Annotated in this window: 15 protein-coding genes; 8 read left to right on the top strand and 7 right to left on the bottom strand. The window is 62.5% G+C overall.

Annotation, left to right across the window (positions count from 1 at the left end):
• Nucleotides 1-8 precede the first annotated feature (8 nt).
• From ACR9Y2_RS37045 to ACR9Y2_RS37035, 3 genes are read left to right on the top strand one after another with little or no spacing between them, the layout of a single operon-like run.
• The gene (locus ACR9Y2_RS37045; protein WP_435046954.1) at nucleotides 9-200 is read left to right on the top strand and encodes a ribbon-helix-helix protein, CopG family; all 192 of its coding nucleotides are present in this window, start codon (nucleotides 9-11) and stop codon (nucleotides 198-200) included.
• Nucleotides 201-209: 9 nt separating this feature from the next.
• Entirely contained in the window at nucleotides 210-1,034 is an 825-nt protein-coding gene (locus ACR9Y2_RS37040; protein WP_435046953.1) for a hypothetical protein, read from the top strand.
• 1 nt (nucleotide 1,035) lies between these two features.
• Nucleotides 1,036-3,138, top strand: coding sequence for a sulfatase (locus ACR9Y2_RS37035; RefSeq protein ID WP_435046952.1), 2,103 nt, complete (start codon nucleotides 1,036-1,038; stop codon nucleotides 3,136-3,138).
• 6 nt (nucleotides 3,139-3,144) lie between these two features.
• Here ACR9Y2_RS37035 and cysC read toward each other — a convergent pair whose 3' ends face one another.
• The 3 genes from cysC to trxB are packed head-to-tail and all read right to left on the bottom strand — an operon-like array spanning nucleotide 3,145 to nucleotide 6,794.
• On the bottom strand, nucleotides 3,145-4,938 hold the full coding sequence (cysC, locus tag ACR9Y2_RS37030) for an adenylyl-sulfate kinase (RefSeq protein ID WP_435046951.1): 1,794 nt from the start codon (nucleotides 4,936-4,938) through the stop codon (nucleotides 3,145-3,147).
• A gap of 2 nt (nucleotides 4,939-4,940) precedes the next feature.
• Nucleotides 4,941-5,840, bottom strand: a complete 900-nt coding sequence (cysD, locus tag ACR9Y2_RS37025; protein ID WP_435046950.1) for a sulfate adenylyltransferase subunit CysD — start codon at nucleotides 5,838-5,840, stop codon at nucleotides 4,941-4,943.
• Nucleotides 5,841-5,870: 30 nt separating this feature from the next.
• A complete protein-coding gene (gene trxB, locus ACR9Y2_RS37020; protein WP_435046949.1) occupies nucleotides 5,871-6,794 on the bottom strand; it encodes a thioredoxin-disulfide reductase in 924 nt (307 codons plus the stop codon).
• A 55-nt stretch (nucleotides 6,795-6,849) separates the two neighbouring features.
• On the opposite strand from trxB, the gene ACR9Y2_RS37015 reads away from it, so the two are divergent.
• Entirely contained in the window at nucleotides 6,850-8,586 is a 1,737-nt protein-coding gene (locus tag ACR9Y2_RS37015) for an alpha-L-fucosidase (RefSeq protein WP_435046948.1), read from the top strand.
• A 55-nt stretch (nucleotides 8,587-8,641) separates the two neighbouring features.
• The gene (locus tag ACR9Y2_RS37010) at nucleotides 8,642-9,367 is read left to right on the top strand and encodes a toast rack family protein (protein ID WP_435046947.1); all 726 of its coding nucleotides are present in this window, start codon (nucleotides 8,642-8,644) and stop codon (nucleotides 9,365-9,367) included.
• Nucleotides 9,368-9,376: 9 nt separating this feature from the next.
• On the opposite strand, the gene ACR9Y2_RS37005 is transcribed toward ACR9Y2_RS37010, so the two are convergent.
• From ACR9Y2_RS37005 to ACR9Y2_RS36990, 4 genes are read right to left on the bottom strand one after another with little or no spacing between them, the layout of a single operon-like run.
• Nucleotides 9,377-9,676 carry a DUF190 domain-containing protein gene (locus tag ACR9Y2_RS37005; RefSeq protein WP_435046946.1) on the bottom strand — a complete coding sequence of 100 codons (300 nt, stop codon included), beginning with the start codon at nucleotides 9,674-9,676 and terminating at the stop codon, nucleotides 9,377-9,379.
• Nucleotides 9,673-12,780, bottom strand: a complete 3,108-nt coding sequence (locus ACR9Y2_RS37000; RefSeq protein ID WP_435046945.1) for an efflux RND transporter permease subunit — start codon at nucleotides 12,778-12,780, stop codon at nucleotides 9,673-9,675. The genes ACR9Y2_RS37005 and ACR9Y2_RS37000 overlap by 4 nt, the downstream gene beginning before the upstream one ends.
• A 13-nt stretch (nucleotides 12,781-12,793) precedes the next feature.
• Complete coding sequence (locus ACR9Y2_RS36995; RefSeq protein ID WP_435046944.1) at nucleotides 12,794-13,939, bottom strand: efflux RND transporter periplasmic adaptor subunit; 1,146 nt, start codon at nucleotides 13,937-13,939, stop codon at nucleotides 12,794-12,796.
• Entirely contained in the window at nucleotides 13,936-15,228 is a 1,293-nt protein-coding gene (locus ACR9Y2_RS36990; protein WP_435046943.1) for a TolC family protein, read from the bottom strand. The genes ACR9Y2_RS36995 and ACR9Y2_RS36990 overlap by 4 nt, the downstream gene beginning before the upstream one ends.
• A 229-nt stretch (nucleotides 15,229-15,457) precedes the next feature.
• On the opposite strand from ACR9Y2_RS36990, the gene ACR9Y2_RS36985 reads away from it, so the two are divergent.
• Genes ACR9Y2_RS36985 through ACR9Y2_RS36975 form a run of 3 tightly spaced genes read left to right on the top strand, consistent with a single transcriptional unit; the run spans nucleotide 15,458 to nucleotide 18,391 of the window.
• Nucleotides 15,458-16,792: a sensor histidine kinase gene (locus ACR9Y2_RS36985; protein WP_435046942.1), complete on the top strand. Its 1,335-nt coding sequence runs from the start codon at nucleotides 15,458-15,460 to the stop codon at nucleotides 16,790-16,792.
• A gap of 24 nt (nucleotides 16,793-16,816) precedes the next feature.
• Complete coding sequence (locus ACR9Y2_RS36980; RefSeq protein ID WP_435046941.1) at nucleotides 16,817-17,458, top strand: response regulator; 642 nt, start codon at nucleotides 16,817-16,819, stop codon at nucleotides 17,456-17,458.
• Between the two features lie 54 nt (nucleotides 17,459-17,512).
• Complete coding sequence (locus tag ACR9Y2_RS36975) at nucleotides 17,513-18,391, top strand: glycosyltransferase family 2 protein (protein ID WP_435046940.1); 879 nt, start codon at nucleotides 17,513-17,515, stop codon at nucleotides 18,389-18,391.
• Nucleotides 18,392-18,439: the final 48 nt, after the last annotated feature.

Below are 18,439 nucleotides of genomic sequence, written 5' to 3'. Positions count from 1 at the left end.
AAATTGTTATGTTTTCAACCTCGATCAAGCTGAAGAAGGACCTGGCGGAGCGGGTGAAGCGCTGCGCCGAGGCGGGCGGTTACTCGTCGGTGCAGGAGTTTGTGGAGCACGTGCTGGAGCGCGAACTGGCTCGCATCGAGGCCTCGGACTCCGACGAGGAGATCGCGAAAAAGCTGAAGGGCCTGGGTTACCTGGATTAACAAGGCGGCATGGCGGTGGAGTGGATCAATCTCGGCTTGAGCCGCCTCTTCGATGCCTATGTGGCATGGACGGGCGTGCTGCCGCTATGGGCGAGCATGACGCCGCTAGCCCTGCTGGCCGCGCTGGTGATGCTGTTCGTCTTCCGGCATACGTCGAGTCCTAAGCGGATCGAACGCTCCAAGAAGCTGCTGCGCGCCTACCTGATGGAGATGCGGCTGTTTTCGGACGAGCCCGCGCTGGTGTTTGGAGCGCAGGGGCGGCTTTTGCTGGCGAATGCGCGGTATCTGTTCTGGATGGCAGTGCCCATCGCCTGTGCGAGTGTGGCGTTGTGGCCGTTGCTGGCGCAGATGGAGCGGTATTACGGGCAAGGTCCGTTGCGGGTCGGCGAACCGGCTCTGTTCACGGTGCATTTGAATGGTCCGGTGAATTCCGGAACCGGCGTGCCGCGGTTGATGGCTCCAGCGGGGATTGAGGTGGAAACGCCGGCAGTCCGAGTGGAGTCGGAACAAAGCGTGGTGTGGCGGATCCGTGCGTCCGGCGAGAGTGCAGGAGTCTTGCGCGCGGAGTTCCCCTGGGGCCGGGTGGAAAAGCGGATTGAAGCGGGCGGACGGCGGAGACCCGTGGATGCTCGCCGGGTCGCCGAGGCGATGAGTCTCTGGCTGCATCCTGGCGAGAGCAGGCTGGTGGATTCGAGGGCGGCCTGGGCAGAGATTGCGTACCCGGCGGCTGAGGTTCAGGTGTTCGGCTGGTCGCTTCACTGGCTCTGGGCGCTGATGCTGCTCTCGATGCCTGCGGCTTTGCTGCTGAAGCGCCGCTTCGGAGTGGTTTTCTAGCATGGAACAGGCGGTGAATCCACGGGTGTTCGACTGGCGCAAAGCGTGGTGGTGGGGCGTGGTGTATTGGGCGTTCTATGGCGCCGTAGAGTATGCGCTCGCCGATACAGTGGCTGAGTGGCTGCGGCCGGAAGGCACTGTGCCCTTCACGGAGTACTGGCTGGTGGGTGTGGCGGCGCTGGCGTTCTGGCTGCTGTGCGGTCCGCCTATGGCTGCGCTATGCGCTCGAATCTGGTTTTTCGTAGTGCCGCCCAGGAACACGGAAGAGGCGGATGCGCGAATGACGGGCAGTGCCGTGATCACGGTACTGGCGGCGTTCGGGTTAGTGCTGGCGCGACGGTCGCAAGGGTTGGTGCCCACCGTGTTGGCCTTGGCCGTGCCTGTGGCTCTGGCAGCCGTGGCACTCATAGCCGGCTGGAACGCCCGCTGGGCGCGCTGGACATGGTTCGTGATGAATCCGGTGACACTGACCGTGGCCGTGCTGCTGCGGCCGTGGATGTATTTCTACGTTTTGCCGAAGGGCGATGCGGTGGTGCAGATCTCGTTCTCATCACTGGCGTTTCTGTCTGTGCTCGCCTTGTCCTGGCTTTTCTTTCGGGGGAAACCCGCGGGCTGGGGCGACCGGTTTCCCCTGGCCGCGGCGGGGTGCATTGTCACGGCTGCGCTCATACTCGGATTCGGGTCGCGCGCACGCATACCGTTGCCGGGTACGCCCGCGGACGGTGCGCGGCCGCACCACCCAAACGTCATCCTTATTACCCTGGACACGGTCCGGGCGGATCACTTGCACCTGTACGGATACCCGCGGCAGACCACCCCACAATTGGAGGAGTTTGCGAGGCAGGCGACGGTGTTCCGGGCCGCGGTTTCGGCTGCTGATTGGACAGCGCCGAGCCACGCGACGATGATGACCGGATTGTACGCGTTGCGGCACGGGGTTCGGTATGACTATCCGGATGTGCGCCTGGGGCACATCCCGCGATCGGCTCCGACTCTGGCCGAGACCCTGCAACATTATGGTTACCGGACGGCCGCCCTCGTGGCGAACCGGGCGTATCTGGCTCCTGAGATCGGGTTCGGGCGCGGGTTCGATTTATACCGGGTCCCGGCGACTCCGGTGGCTCTGGAGAATAGCCGGATGCCCTCCGTGCTGCGCTCCACCCGGTTGCGGTTGATGGGGATTACAGGCGCGGATCTCCCGTATGTGTCTGGCACGAAGATGGTGGACGAGGCCGCGACACTGCTCGGCAAGTGGAAGTTGGGGCAGCCGGCGTTTCTCTTCATGAACCTGATGGACGCGCACTGGCCGTACAACCCGCCGCCGCCTTTCAGAAACCGGTTTGTGAGTCCGAAGAAGGCGTGGACCAGTACCGAATTCTACGAGATGGTCAAACTGGTGGACGAAGAGAAACGGACGGTGACACCCGAGGAACGGCGGGAACTGGTGGCTGCTTACGATTCGGGCATTGCGTATGCGGACCACGAACTGGGCCGCCTGTTCGGCATGCTGCGCGAAAACGGGCTCTTCGACAACTCGCTCATCATCGTCACGGCGGATCACGGCGAGGTCTTCGGCGAACGGTCGCTGATGGAGCACGGGGTCTCGGTGTACCAGGACCAGGTGCACGTGCCACTGATTGTGAAGTATCCGGGGCAGCACACACGCAAGGACGTGGATGTGACAGTGAGCCTGGTGGACCTGTTCCCGACCGTTCTCGACGTGATTGGTGCGCCGGCGCCGCGGCGCCTGGCGGGCATCACGTTGCGCAAGGCTGATCAGTTGGGAGCGCGGCCGGTGTATTCGGAGTCGTATGCGCTGTGGCAGAAGTGGGGCGTGGAGGAGCGGTTTGCCGACGTAGAGCGGGCCGTTTACCTGGGCGGGCTCAAGATGGTGCTGACGACGAGAGGCCGGCGGGAGTTGTACGACCTGGCCGCCGATCCCAACGAGACGCGGGACTTGATCGCCAGCAAGCCGGAGCAGGCGGCACAGTTGGAGAGGTTGCTCAGGACGTGGCAGCAGAACTACGTCAAGCCAGGCGACCAGGAGTTGGGGATGGGCCAGGAAGCGGTCGACCGGTTGAAATCGCTGGGGTACGTCCAGTAGACGCGGTCAGGCGTAGTGGCCGCCCAGACGGTTGACGGCGTAGCGGAACACCTGACTGACGCAGGACTCCACAGAATTGAGGTCGGTGCGGCACTCCACCTCAGGATCGGCCGGCGGCTCGTAGGGGTCGTCGATCCCGGTCATGCCTTTGAGTTCTCCCGTGCGGGCCCTGCGGTAGAGTCCTTTGACGTCCCGCTGCTCGCACACATCAAGCGGCGCATTCACATAGATCTCGACGAAGTTTGAGATGCGGGCGCGCACCTCGTTGCGGATGGCGCGATAGGGCGAGATGGCCGAGACAATAGCGACGATGCCGTTGCGGGCCAGCAGTTCCGCAACAAAGCCGATGCGGCGGATATTCTCGTCGCGGTCTTCTTTGCTGAAGCCGAGGCCTTTGGAAAGGTGCTTCCGGACGATATCGCCGTCGAGCATCTCGACGCGGTACCCGAGGTCCTTCAGGCGCTGGTGTATGACGACAGCAAGGGTACTCTTGCCGGACGAACTCAGGCCGGTCAGCCACAGCACGCCACCCTCGTGATCGCCGGGGCGGCTGAGTGAGGACGGGCCGGCGGGCTGTTCGGCCGCCTCGATGATGCCGGCAGCGATGGTGCCGTTGCTGACTGGATCGACCAGGATGAAACTGCCGGTGGCGCGGTTGGCGGCGTACGGGTCGCAGAAGAGCGGGCGTTGAGTTTCTATCTTGACTCGCGCGATGTCGTTCAACCCAAGCACGGAGCTCGGCTCAAAGCGCAGAGTGGCCACGTCCAGGGAGGCCTCCACGGCTGCAATTTCGGCGCAGACGGTCTGCGTCGTGTGCTTCAGCAGGTATGCCTTGCCCGTGTCTAGCGGGTCTGAACTCATCCAGAACAGGATCGCCTTGAGGTGGCGGGTGGAGGTTGGCGGGTGCAGCGGGTCGACGATCATATCGCCGCGAGCCAGGTCGACGTGGCCGTCGAGTGAGACGGAGATCGACATCGGCGTGGCGGCGGTGGAGAGCGCCTCATCACGCAGCCTCACTGCGGCGATGCGTCCCGATTTGCCGGAGGGTAACAGTAGGACCTGGTCGCCAGGTTGGACGGCCCCACCTGAAAGCTGGCCGGCATAGAAGCGATCACTATCGGCGCCGCGCAGGACAGTTTGCAGGGGCAAGCGCAGGCCGGAGAGGATGGCCGGGGCAGGCTGGACGGTTTCGAGATATTCCAGAAGCGTTGGCCCCTCGAACCATGGCATGCTGGCGCCGCGACGAACGACATTGTCGCCCTGCAGCGCGGAGACCGGCAGAAAAACGAGTTCGACCAAAGGAAGTTCGGCGGCCTTTTCGAGCAGGGCGGCACGAATGGCTTCGAAGACTTCCTGCTGGAAATCGACCGCATCCATCTTGTTGACGGCCACACAGATGCGGCGGATGCCGAGCAGCCAGGACAGGTAGGTGTGGCGGAGGGTCTGGGGCAGAACACCCAACCGGGCGTCGATCAGGACGACCGCGACGTCCGCAGTGCTGGAGCCCGTAACCATGTTGCGGGTGTACTGTTCGTGCCCCGGGGTATCGGCAATGATGAAGCGGCGGCGCGGCGTGGAGAAGTAGCGGTAGGCGACGTCGATGGTGATGCCCTGCTCACGCTCCGCGCGCAGCCCATCCGTGATGAGCGACAGGTCGAGGCCTTCACGGGATACGCGCCGTATGGAGTCGAGCTGGTCGTCGTAGACAGCGCTCTGGTCGTGCAGCAGGCGGCCAATCAGCGTGGACTTGCCATCGTCGACGCTGCCGATGGCCGTGAAACGGAGCAGTGTGGATTCCATGGCTAGAAGTAGCCCTCGCGCTTCTTCAATTCCATGGAGCCTTCCTGGTCATGATCGATAGCGCGGTTCTGGCGCTCGGAGTGGCGGGTGGCGCGAAGTTCTGCAATGATCTCGCCGACGGTCGTCGCCGCGGATTCCACAGCGCCGGTGCAAAAGGTGCACCCGAGAGATCGCATGCGGCACTGCCGATACTCCACCTGCTCGCCGGGGAGCAGTTCGAGGTCATGCTCCGACGGGATCAGCGCGCCGCTTCGCACGACGACGGGCCGGGGTTTGGCGAAGTAGAGGGGGACGACGGGAATCTGCTCGGCTTCAATGTATTCCCAGACGTCGATTTCGGTCCAGTTGGAGAGCGGGAACACGCGCATGCTCTGGCCTTTATCCACACGGCCGTTGAAGAGGTTCCAGAGCTCGGGACGCTGGTTGCGCGGATCCCATTGCCCGGCGGCATCGCGGTGGGAGAAGATGCGCTCCTTGGCGCGGGATTTCTCCTCTTCGCGCCGCGCGCCTCCTATGGCCGCATCCGCATCGAGCGCTCGCAGCGCTTCGAGCAAAGCGCGCGTTTTGAGCTGGGCACAACAGCGGGATGTTCCCAGGCGGAACGGATCGACTGGTGCGTCAATGTGCTCCTGGGCGCGGTGCACGCGAAGATCCAGGCCCTGCTCGCGGCAGAACCGGTCGCGGAATTCGATCATCTCGCCAAACTTGTAGCCGGTGTCTACATGCAGCAGGGGGAAGGGGACGGGTGCGGGGTGAAAGGCCTTCTGGGCGAGGCGGACGAGCACCGACGAATCTTTGCCGATGGAGTAGAGCAGGATGGGCCGCTGGAACTCAGCGGCCGTTTCCCTCAGGATGTGTATACTCTCGGCTTCCAGCCAGCGCAGGTGCGACAACCGCGTCATGAACGAACCGCCTTCGTATTGCTGAGGGGCTTAGTGGCCTTCGGCTTCCAGGAATCGCTCAGCTTCGATAGCCGCTTTGCAGCCTGCACCGGAGGCGGTGATGGCCTGGCGGTAAGTGCGGTCTTCCACATCGCCGGCATGGAAGACGCCGGTGATGTTGGTGCGGGCGCCGCCATGGCTGATAATGTAGCCGTCCTCGTCAAGATCGAGCTGGCCGACGAAGGGCTGGGTGTTCGGGATATGGCCGATGGCGAGGAAGAAGCCGTCGACCTCCTGAGTCCAGGATTCGCCGGTTTTGGTGTTCTTCAGCTTGACTGCGTCGACGTAGCCCTTCTCGGCGTCGAGCACATCCTCGACGATGGTGTTGGTCAGCCACTTGATCTTTGGGTTGGCCTTGCAGCGGTCGAGCATGATCTTCGAGGCGCGGAACTCCTCGCGGCGGTGGATGAGCGTGACTTCGTCGCCGAACCGGGTGAGGAAGTTGGCCTCCTCCATGGCGGAATCGCCACCGCCGATCACAATGATCTTCTTGCCCTTATAGAAGAAACCGTCGCAGGTCGCGCAGGAGCTGACACCGTGTCCGATCAGTTTCTGCTCATTGGGCAGGCCCAGCCAGCGGGCTGAAGCGCCCGAGGCGACGATCAGCGTGCGGCACTCGTGCCACTCCTCGTCGATCTTGAGGCGGAAGGGGCGTTGGGAGAGGTCGGCTTCTTCGACTTTGCCGGAAATGTACTCGGCGCCGAAGCGGATGGCCTGCTGCTTCATGTTTTCAACGAGCTGCGGGCCCATGATGCCTTCCGGAAAGCCCGGGAAGTTCTCCACCTCGGTGGTAATGGAAAGCTGGCCGCCGGGCTCATGGCCGGAGATCACCAGGGGCGTCAAGCCCGCTCTGGCGGTGTAGATAGCCGCGGTGTTGCCCGCGCAGCCTGAGCCGATGATAATGACGTTCCGCATGCAATGTACCTGGAAATTCCATGCTATCGCAGTGGGCGATAGAATACCTTCCAGCATGAAGATTGCCTCCACCGCCGCCCTCACCCTTCTGGCCGCCACCCTGGTGTCCTTCGCCCAACCTTCCCAGCCGCCGCTTTCGGCGGAAGAACGCACGCGCTGGTTCCGCGAAGCCAAGTTCGGGATGTTCATTCACTGGGGGGCCTACTCGGTGATCGGCCGCCACGAGTGGATCCGGACGATGGCGCAGATCCCGCAGGCGGAGTACGACGTATATGCCAGGCAATTCAATCCGGTGAAGTTCAACGCGGACACCTGGGTGGACCTGGCCAAAAACGCCGGGGCGAAGTACATGGTGATTACCTCGAAGCATCACGACGGTTTCAGCATCTTCCGCAGCCAGGTGAGCGGCTATGACGTGGAGATGACTCCTTATGCGGGCGATCCGCTGAAGCAACTGGCGGCGGCGGCGAAGAAAAAGGACATGCGGCTGGGCTTCTACCACTCCATCATGGATTGGCACCATCCTGACTACCGGCCGCGCCGTTCCTGGGAGTACCCGAAGAACTACAAGGAGGGTGGCGACAACAACCGATACATCGACTTCATGAAGGCCCAGATCAAGGAACTGCTGACAGGCTACGGCGACGTCGCGATGATCTGGTTCGACGGCGAGTGGGAGCATACACTGGCCGAGGCGAAGCGTGATGACGAGGTGTACGACTTCATCCGCGGCCTGCAGCCGAATACGCTCATCAACGACCGCCTGTACGAGCGCAAGCCTGGCAATAAGGCCGACTTCGGTACGCCGGAGCAGTATGTCCCGGCCACTGGTTTCAAAGACCCCAGCGGGAAGCCGATCCTGTGGGAAGCGTGCGTCACCATCAACAACGACTCATGGGGCTACAACAAGTACGAGACCGAGTTCAAAACCGATCGCGACCTGATCCGCATGCTTGTGGAGGTGGTCAGCAAGGGCGGCAACTTGCTGCTCAATGTGGGACCGAAGCCGGATGGCACGATTCAGGACGAGTTCGTCACTCGGCTGAATGCCATGGGCCGCTGGATGAAGGTGAACCAGGAGTCGATCTACGACACCACGGCGAGCCCGTTCGAGCGGATGTCGTTTTTCGGGCGTGCGACCACCAAGGGCAACAAGCTGTATCTACACATCTTCGACTGGCCCAAGGACGGGTTGCTGCGGGTGGCGGGTTTGCGGAATCTGGTGCACTCGGCAAGGATGTTGGCCGATCCGTCGCGCAAAGTCCTGTCGAAGCGCGACGGGGATGATATCCTGCTGACTTTACCGGCCACGGCTCCGGATGAGATTGCGAGTGTGGTGGAGTTGACGCTCGATGGGGCTCCGGTGACGGTGCCGTTCGCCAACCGGCCAGATGCGAAGGGGCTGATCAGCCTGGGTGTGGAGTCGTGCGAAATCGAGACTGAGTTCGAGCAGAGGGCGAAAAAGGAGAATGCGCTGGGGCATGTGTATTTGACCCGGTGGACGCGCGACAAGGACGTGCCGTATTGGAAGTTGGAAGCGCCCAAGGCGGGCCGTTACCGCGTGGAAGCGTTCTATGCGTCGAGGAAGGCAGGGACGCCGTTCACTGTGGAAGCCGGCGCGGCGAAGCTTGTGGGCGCCTCGATCAACTCAGGCGGCGACTGGGTTTTCAAATCACAGACGCTGGGCGAGATGGAGCTGAAGCAGGGCGCGACGGAAGTGCGTGTGAAGCTGGATACCAAGGCCGGCGGCACCATCAATCTGGAGCGCCTGGTGCTGCATCCGGTGCAGTGAATAACGGAACTACCGTAAGTTGATTTTCGTATCCGATTGGCAGTGGAGGGATTCCATGACATTGCCCGCATACCGGGTAGGCCTGTTCGCCGCTGTCCTGGCGTCGGCAGGCTGTTCCATCGACATTAACAGCAAGGGTACCGGAGAGACGGTCCGCGACACGAAGATCATCGAACGGTCCCGCGCGGCGAAGGCCGAAATCGTGGTGGCCGATCTCAACATCGGCGCCGGAGAGCTCAACCTGAGCGGCGGCTCCCGGGAGCTTTTCGACGGCGAGTTTACTTACAACGTCCCATCCTGGAAGCCGGAAGTGGTGTATGACGATTCGGGCTTCCGCGGCAGGCTGACCGTGCGGCAGGGCGGCGGCAAAGGCACTTTCGGAGACATCAAGAACATCTGGGACCTGAAGCTGGCGAACGATGTGCCACTCGACCTCCGCATACACTGCGGGGCTGGCGAGAACAAGCTCAACCTCCGCGACCTGACGCTGCGCAGCGTAGAAGTGCAAATGGGCGCGGGTTCTGTCGATATGGACCTGCGCGGCAAGCCGCTGCGGGACTATGAGGTCCGCATTGAAGGCGGGGTCGGCGAGGCGACCGTACATCTGCCGCCGGATGTGGGCGTCGTGGCCGAGGCGCACGGTGGCATCGGCTCCATCAATGTGCGCGGCCTCCACAAAGACGGCGACCGTTGGGTGAGCGAGTCGAATGGGAAGTCGAAGGCCACCATCCGCTTGAGCGTCAAGGGCGGAATTGGCGAGATCAACATCCTGGCCGAATAGGCCGCCCGTCTACAATTGCTCGGCGTCCAGCAGCAGTATGGGCGCCGAGGGCGCCAGTTTGCGCAGGCTGGGCACGACGCTTCGCAGATTTGCTTCCAAATCGGCGGAAACGATCATGACCGGCCGGTCGTCGGAGACTCCGAAGAGCCGGCCGCGGTGGACGTGATGGTCTTTGCCGAAGCCCATCACGCCGCGCAGGACACTGGCGCCCTGAATCCCCTTCTGGTTGAGTTTGCGCACCAGCGCTTCATAGAGCGGAATATCACCGTACGTTTCGGTCTCCGCTAGGAAGATGACCAGCAGCTTCATTCAGCCTCCACGACTTCCTTTGGTTTGTCGGATCCCGACACGAGCAGATACAGACTGGGCAGAGCCAACAAGGTGAGTAGCAGGGTGGATAGCAAACCACCCACAACCACCGTGGCCAACGGCCTTTGGATGTCGCTTCCAATGCCGGTGGCGCGAGCGGCGGGGACCATGCCCAGCAAGGCTACCACGATCATCATGAGCACCGGCCGCATCTGCGCCAGCGCGCCCTGGACGACGGCATCGCGCACGCCCAGTTCCGGATCGGACCGGCGCCGGCGGTTGATCTCCGCCACTACCAGCACGCCGCTCATCACGGCCACGCCGAACAGGCTGATAAACCCAACGGCGCTGGAGACGCTGAGGTTGATGCCGCGCATGTACAAAAAGATGATGCCGCCCACCAGCGAGAAGGGTACATTCATCAGGACCAGCCCCGCGTAGACGGGCGATCCGAAGGTCCAGAACAGCAGCGCGAAGATGACGGCCACGGTCACCGGCATGATGAACGTGAGCCGGCGCTTGGCGCGGGTGAGATTTTCAAACTGCCCGCCCCAGTCGACATCGTAGCCGGGGGGCAGGTGGATCGCCTTATTGAAGCGGGCCTGGGCGTCGGCCACAAAGCTGCCCTGGTCCCGGCCCCGGATGTTGGTGCGGACCGTGATCTGGCGGCGGTTCTCGCGGCGGGCGATGATGCTGGCGCCGTTGACGACATCGATGCGGGCCAGTTGCGAAAGCGGTACCCGTCCGCCGTCGCGCGTGGGGATGAGGATTTCGCCGATCACATGGGCGTCCTTGCGCGCCTCCGGGATGAAGCGCACGGTGACGTCGAAGACCCGCTCGCCTTCAAAAACCGTGCTCACGGCGCGGCCCCCAATCGCCATTTCGATCATGTCCTGGATGTCGCGCACATTGATGCCATAACGCGCCACAGCCTGGCGATCGATCTGAATACGGAGTTGTGGCTGATCTTCTTCCTGTTCAATGGCGGAATCGGCCGCACCCGGCACTTTGCGGATGACGGCCAGGGTTTCGCCGGCCAGTGAACGCAGTTCCGCGAGGTCGGTGCCGGTGAAGATGACGGCGAGGTCGGCGGCGGAGCCGGTGACGGCCTCGGTCACGTTGTCGATGATGGGCTGGGTGAAGCTGAAAGACGCACCTGGGACCTCGTTGCGCAGGCGTTGCGACATGGCGTCGATGAGCGACGCTTTGTTGCGGCCGGTGGTCCAGGAGTCGTAGGGCTGGAGAGCGACGAAGACCTCGTTGCGATTGGCGCCATAGGGGTCCGTGCCCGAATCGTTGCGTCCGCTCTGTGAGCTAACGGTCTTCACCTCGGGGAAACTGTGAAGGATCGTACGCAACTGTCCTGCCACCTGGGCCGATTTCTCGATCGAGATGCCGGGCGCCAGTGTGGCGCGGACCCAGATGACGCCTTCGTCGAGCTGCGGCAGGAACTCCGAGCCAAGTGCCAGGGAGAGGACAAACGAGGCCGCCACCACCAGGACCGACAGTCCGACGGTAGCCTTCGGGCGGGCCATCGTGGCTTCGAGGGCGCGGCGGTACACCTTGCCCAGCCAGGTAAGCACCGGGTTCTCCCAGTCTTTTGCGCCGTTCTTGAACAGATAGGTGGCCAGCACCGGGATGAGCGTCAACGCGATGAGCATGGAGCCGAACAGCGCATAGCAGATGGTGAACGCCATCGGTGTGAACAGGCGGCGTTCCACGCGCTCGAGCGTGAACAGGGGGATGTAGGCGGAGATGATGATGAGCAGCGAGAAGAAGATGGGGCGCTCCATCTCCAGGGCCGCGTCGCGGATCGCTCCAACGACCCCGTCGCGTTCGCCCAGCAGGCCGGCGCGCTTGCGTTCGCCCAGCATGTGGACGACGTGCTCCACCATGACCAGGGTGCCGTCCACGATGATGCCGAAGTCGAGCGCGCCGAGAGAAAGCAGGTTGGCGGGGATGCCCGAGAACTGCATGCACACGAACGCGAACATCAGCGACAGCGGGATGGTGATGGCGGTCAACAGGGCGGCGCGCACGCTGCCCAGGAACAGGAACAGCACCGTGACGACGATGACGAGGCCTTCAAGCAGCGTGTGGGTGACGGTGCCGAGCGTATTGTTGACGAGGTCCGTGCGATCGTAGATGGGCTTGATGCTGACGCCCTGTGGCAGCCGCGTGGAGTTCAGCTCGTCCACGGCATCGCCAATGCCTTTCAGCACGTCGCTTGGATTCTCACCGCGGCGCATGAGCACAATGCCTTCGACGCCGTTGGTCTTATCGTTCACGCCGAAGATGCCGGTGGGCAAGGGGGCGCCGAACTGGACATGGCCCACGTCGCGGACGAAGATGGGCACGCCTTTGGAGGCGCTGATTACAATGCTCTCCACGTCGGAGAGGGCCTTGACCTGGCCGACACCGCGGATCACCATCGCCTGCTGATGGTTGTCGAGCAGGGCTCCGCCGGCGTTTTGGTTGTTGGCGTCGATGGCCTGGGCCACCTGGGCGACGGTGAGGCCGTATTTAGCCAGGGCCAGCGGGTCGATCTCAACCTGGTATTGACGGATCAGGCCGCCGAAGGGGGTGACGTCGGCCACGCCCTGCACCTGCAGGAAGCGGGGCGTAATCACCCAGTCCTGCAGTTCGCGCAACTGCATGGCGTCATAGCCGGGGCCTTCGAGCGAGTAACGGTAGAGCTCTCCAATCGGCGTGGAGAGAGGCCCGAGAGAGGGCGAGACATTGGGCGGAAGGTTGGCGTCGCGAAGTTTTTCGAGCACTACCTGGCGGGCGAAATAGTCGTTCACACCGTAGGCGAATGTAAGTTCGACTACAGACAGGCCGAAGATGGTGCGGGAACGGCGCGCGATGACGTTGGGCACGCTGTTGAGCGCCCGTTCCAGGGGTACGGTGACCTGCTGCTCCACCTCCTCGGCCGCGCGGCCGGGATAGAGGGAGATGACGACGACCTGCGTGTCGGAAATATCCGGATAGGCCTCGATCTTGAGCTGCTGGTAGGCCCAGATGCCGGCGGCCACCAGGATCAGGCCCAGCACGAGGGTGATGAAGCGTTGCTTCAGGGCGAAACGGAGAAGTTTTGCGATCAAAGCGGCGTCTCCTCTAGTTGCCTTTGAGCAACATCACACCGTCGGTGACAATGCGGTCGCCGATCTTGAGGCCTGTGGGTACGCCAATGAGGTCGCCGGCGCGACTGCCGGTCTGGATGGGGGTCTGCTGGAAGCGTCCGGGCGCCGTCTCACGATACACGAAGCTTCCGTTCTGCCCCTGCAGGATGGCTGGAGCCGGGATGGCCGCCATGGAAGACATGGTCTCGACATGGCGCACGCGGCCGAACATCTCGGGCAGCAGGCGGCCGGACGGATTCTGCAGTTCGGCGCGAACCTTGACGGTGCGCGTGGTGGGGTCGACGCTATCGGCGATACGGCGGACCGCGGCGCGGAAATGCTCGTTCGGATAGGCGCTGAGCTCAATATCCAGCATCTCGCCCACCTTGATGAAGCGGATGGCGGTTTCCGGCACATCGGACGCGACCCAGACCGTACTGAGATCAGCCACAGTCAGCAGCGGCTGATTCGTGTCGTTGCGGAATTCACCCTGCACGACATTCATCTCCAGTACTTTGCCGGACACCGGTGCGCGCAGCGTGATCTTCTGGCCGAACTCGCCGGCCTTCAGTCCCAGGATGTCGAGGCGGCGGAGGGACTGTTCCCGGCCGGCGACGGCCTGCTCCACCTGCGACTTGGCTTGAGCAAGGGCATTCTCGGCGTTCAGCAGTTCCTTGCGGGCGACGGCCTGGTGTTCCAGGAGGTCGCGATTGCGTTCGAAATCGGCCTGCGCTTTCAGCAGGTTGGCCTTCATCTGGCCGAGGTTCGAATCGGCCTGCAGGTAGGCGGAGATGGCGACGTCGGCGTCGGGGCTCTCGATGGCGGCTACGGGCTGGCCTTCTTTCACGGCGTCACCCAGTTTCACGAAGACCTGGGTGATGCGGCCGGCCACGGGCGTGACGACGCGTGAGACGCGGTTGGGATTGACTTCCAACTTACCTGGCGCGTCCACCTCGTCCAGCGGGACCTGGGCTGTCTGGACAGATTCGACTTTGATCTGTTTCAGCTTCGGGGAGTCGGCGGGCAGTGTTACTTCGCCTGGTCTGATCTGGGGTGCTGGAGCCGCGGCCTGGGCCTCTTCCTGCTTCTTGGAGCAGGCGGCCAACAGTCCGGCCATCAGGAGTGCTGCGATGATTCTCATGGATTTACCGACTTCCCGGTGACAGCGTCGATGAGGAACAGACTGCGTGTGTAGTCGGCCCTTGCGTCGTTGTAGCTTTGCATTGTGTCGTTATAGGTGCGCTCGGCATCGAGGAATTCCAGCAGCGAGGCTTCACCCCGGCGGTAACTGAATTCGGTGATGTCGCGAACCTGCCTGGCCTGGTTCAAGAGCTCGCCGCGGATGCGATCGAGCAGTCCCTTGGCCGTGTTGTACTGCTGCCAGGTGTTTTCCACCTCGGTCGAGATGGCGCTTTCCAGGGCTTTGGCCCGGTACTGGGTCTGGGTCATCTCCCGTTGTGCCCGGGCCACCTCGCCCTGGTTCCGGTCATAAATGGGTAGGGGCATGCTCAGGAACACCCCGAAGGTGCGCCCGTTCGAGTAGCCGTACTGGTTGTGATACAGCAGCCCCGTGGTGAGGTCTGGTTTGCCCATCGCGTGCTGCAGGTTGGCGTCGGCTTTCGCACGGTCGGTGTCTTTGCGGGTGGCCAGCAGGTCGGGCCGCTGTGCCAGCGCCTGCTTTTTCATCTCCTCGAGGGCCATGACAATGTCGTCGCTGCGCAGCGCGCCCGTGACTTCGAAACCAACCCGGTTGGCATTGCGCCCCAGCAGTTGCTGGATCGTGTTGCGGGCTGTCTGGAGTTTGAGGTTGGCCTGGGCGACCGAGTTCTCCAGCTGTTGTTGTGCGACACGGGTCCGAATCAGTTCGACGCCAGCCAGGTCCCCGGCGTTGACCTTGGCCTCGTTCACACGGACTATGTCGTTGAAAACCTTTAGATTCTGCTGGGCGAGGTCGACGTTCTCGCGGGCCAGCAGGAAGTCGACACAGGCGAGGCGTACGGCCAGGCCCAGTTGACGCATGGTGTCGAGCAGGCGGAGCTCGGCCACAGAGGTCACCGCCGTAGCCAGATCCACGCGACGCTCGCGCTTGCCTCCGCGTTCCCAGATGTAATTGAATTGCGGGCTGAATTCAGAAGGACCGGCACTGTTCTGCGGCGTGAGTCCGCGGCGCAGCCAGTCCAGGTAATCCCAGGTGAAGGAAACTGTGGGATTAGGGCGCAGGGCTGCCGTGATCTCGCGCGCCTTGGCCACCGGTACATTCTGTTTCTCGGCCATCAGGTCGAGGTTGTTCCGCAGGGCCTCATCCACTGCCTGATCAATTGTCAGCGCCGCGGGTACCGGTTGGCCGGGCGCAGCAGGAGCTTGTTCCTGTGCCAGAGCGGTTAATCCCAGAAAGGCGCCGCAGCACACAATGCCTATGGTTGCTTTCACTTTTCCCCAGTATCCCGTGGCTGGCATACCGCCTCCTATCCCGAAGTCTCGGGATTTTTAACCCCAAATCGAAGCGTGACCGGAAGATATACCGAACGGGCGGTATCGGTCTGCACCGGATGAATGCAATTCAGTGCCCCTTCGATCCGTTGCGAGATATAGCCCGTACAGGGGATATATCCTGAGCGTGGAATCGCGCATGCTTAATGTGAGGGGGGCAACTAAAATCTTGGCGCGCGCATCGGAGCCGGACAACATCTCGTCCGCCCTCGTGCGTCCGGTCACCCAGAAGGCCATCAGCCGGGTGGTCCTGGCCGGATTTGCTCTGGTGATCCTGCTGCTGCTTGCGGCGGGGCTGCTGGGTGTCCGCAGCATTAGTAGTATCCGGTCCACCACGGCCGAACTGCTGGAAGAACAGGTTCGCATCCAGGATCTGTTGGATGCCGTGCTGCGCGAACAGCGAGCAATCAATGCCATCTTCGCGGGCTTCGCCAAGCAGCCTGAGAACTTGGACCGCCAGCAACTCCTCAGCCAGTTGGAAGCCTCAGACCGTGACATCGAGAGCATCGCCGCCGATGCCGCGGACGAGCCGGCCCAGGCCCTTTGGCAGGACCTTTACAAGGCGGTTACTCACTACTCGACGGAGGCGCGCGGCATCCTCAGTGACGAATCGGGCAAGGCGCGTCCCCTGCGCCAATTGATGGCCGCCCATCAGAATGTACTGGCGCTGGTCGATAAGCTCGTCGAGGTCCAGTCCCGGCGCTCAGTTGAACTGAAACAGCAGTTGGAGAGCATCTCCGAACGGCTGCTGAGGGAATCGTCGATTCTCCTCGGCGCCGGTCTCCTGCTGGCTTTGGCCTGCGCCATCTATACGGTGAAACTGACGGTGAACCTCATCCGGCAGTTGGAGTGGCAGACCGGCGAGTTGAGCCGGGTGTCCTGGAATCTCCTGGAGAAGCAGGAGACGACGGCAAGACGCTTCTCGCATGAGTTGCACGACGAACTTGGGCAGTCGCTGACGGCCGTTAAGGCAAATCTCGTTACGATCCTCGACCACGCCAACGGCGGGCGCGCGCAAGTGGACGACTGTCTGCATTTGGTCGATGCCGCCATCGTGAATGTCCGCGAATTGTCACAGCTCCTCAGGCCGACCATCCTGGACGACTTCGGACTGGATGCGGGGCTGCGTTGGCTCTGCGACCGTTTCCAGCAGCGCACCGGAGTCAATGTGGAATACAGCTCCACCTTTGATGGGCGCGTGGCCGACGAAACCGAAACCCACATCTTCCGCATCGCGCAGGAGGCATTGACCAATGTGGCGCGGCACTCCAAGGCCACCAAGGTCGAGGTCTCGCTGGCGAACCCGGGGGGGCAGATCGAACTCCGCATCGCGGATAACGGCCGCGGCGTGGTTTCGGATGGCGAAAAGCACAGCCGGGGATTGGGACTGGTGGGCATGCGAGCGCGGGCACGCAGCGCTGGGGGAGAATTGAAGGTGGAGACCGCACCCAATCAGGGCGTCGCGATCCTGGCCAGCTTCCCGTTTGCTGAACGGTTGGAGTAGCCTGCGGCGTTCCTGGGTGTACCTATGACCTCGAAAAAGATCAGTATTCTCCTGGCCGACGACCACAGTGTGGTCCGGCAAGGCTTTCGCCGCATCCTGGAATCCCAGGCCGACATGGAAATTGTGGGCGAAGCCTCCAACGGCCGGGAAGCGATTGAGCGGGCCACGACTCTTTCTCCTGACGTCGTCGTCATGGACGTCGCCATGCCGGAACTGAACGGGATCGAAGCCACCCGGCGTCTCATGGAGAGTTCTCCCAGGACGCGTGTGCTGGCACTCTCCATGCACAAGGACGCAGTTTATGTCCGCGAGATCCTGAGGGCCGGCGCACGCGGCTATCTACTGAAGGATGCCATTGATGCCGATTTGCTGGCAGCCGTCAGGGCCATCGCCCGCGGGGAAGGTTACCTGTCGCCGGCCATCGCCGATGCCGTGCTGACCGATTACCGACAGCACGTGACGGATCCGATCGACTTGCTCACCTCGCGCGAGCGGGAAGTGCTGCAGTTGATCGCCGAGGGCAAGACCAACAAGGAGATCGCGACCGTTCTCAAGCTCAGTGTCTATACAGTCGACGCTCACCGTGGCCGCATCATGGAGAAGCTCAACCTCCATTCCACCGGTGAACTGGTACGCTTCGCGGTCCGCAAAGGGCTCATCGATTAGTTTCAGGCATAAGGTGGTCCGTTGGGACCCCTGCGTGCGCTATGATCTCCACTGGTGTCCCAGGTAGTCTCACAGCAAGAATCGCCAGCCCGGCCGAAAGTCTCCGTCGTCATCGTTGCTTACGAGTGCGAGGCGGCCCTGCGTCGCTGCCTGACTGCGTTGGATGCGTCACAAGATCGTGCAAACATTGAAGTTCTGGTAGTGGATGCTGGCAGCCGGGATGGCTGTCCGCGCATCGACGCCGACTTCCCGGGCATCCAGATGCTGCGTCTGCCGCGCAATTTTGGCCGTACCCGCGCCCGCAATATCGGAATGCGGACCGCACAATCGGACCTCATTTTCTTTCTTGACCCGAATGTCGAAGTGCAGCCCGAAACGGTGAGTATCCTGGCCGCTGCCCTTGAGGCGACCGATGCCGTCACCGCCGCCGCGCCACAGCTCCGCGATGCCTCCGGTACCACGATCGTGAATTCGTTCAGCCTGCCCACTCCGGAAGCCTTGGCCGAGGCCAGCCTGCGAGGCACGCCTTTGCCTCGTGTCGTTCCACAGAATGGCGTGGCCGAAGCGGTGGATGAAGAGGCCATGATCGTCCGCAAATCGTTCCTCGCCGGGATGAACTATCTGGACGAAAAGCGGTTCTCCGAGCACTGGAGCCTGCTGGAGGTCTGCTGGCAGATCCGCAACGCCGGCAAGCAGATTCTAGTCTCGCAACAGACCTTCGTCGTGCTGAATCCCTCGTCGAGACCGGTCGAAGATGAGCAGCTCTATACGGCCGATCGCGTGTCAGGGGCTTCTGCCTTCATCGCTAAGCACAGCGGCTTTGGGGCCGGTATCTCTTTCAAATTAAAGTGCTTCTTCTCCGCCTTGGGTTCCCTGAAGCTGGGCTTGGCCTTCTCGATTCTCTCCGGTTCGAAACTCGACCCAACGCAGTAAGGCAAATAACTTAGATTGCGGCTATAAAGCCTGGGCGCGGCGCGTCCG

This window comes from Paludibaculum fermentans (assembly GCF_051172195.1).
In the GTDB taxonomy this organism is placed as follows: domain Bacteria; phylum Acidobacteriota; class Terriglobia; order Bryobacterales; family Bryobacteraceae; genus Paludibaculum; species Paludibaculum fermentans_A.
This window is presented reverse-complemented; position numbering and strand designations above follow the sequence as displayed.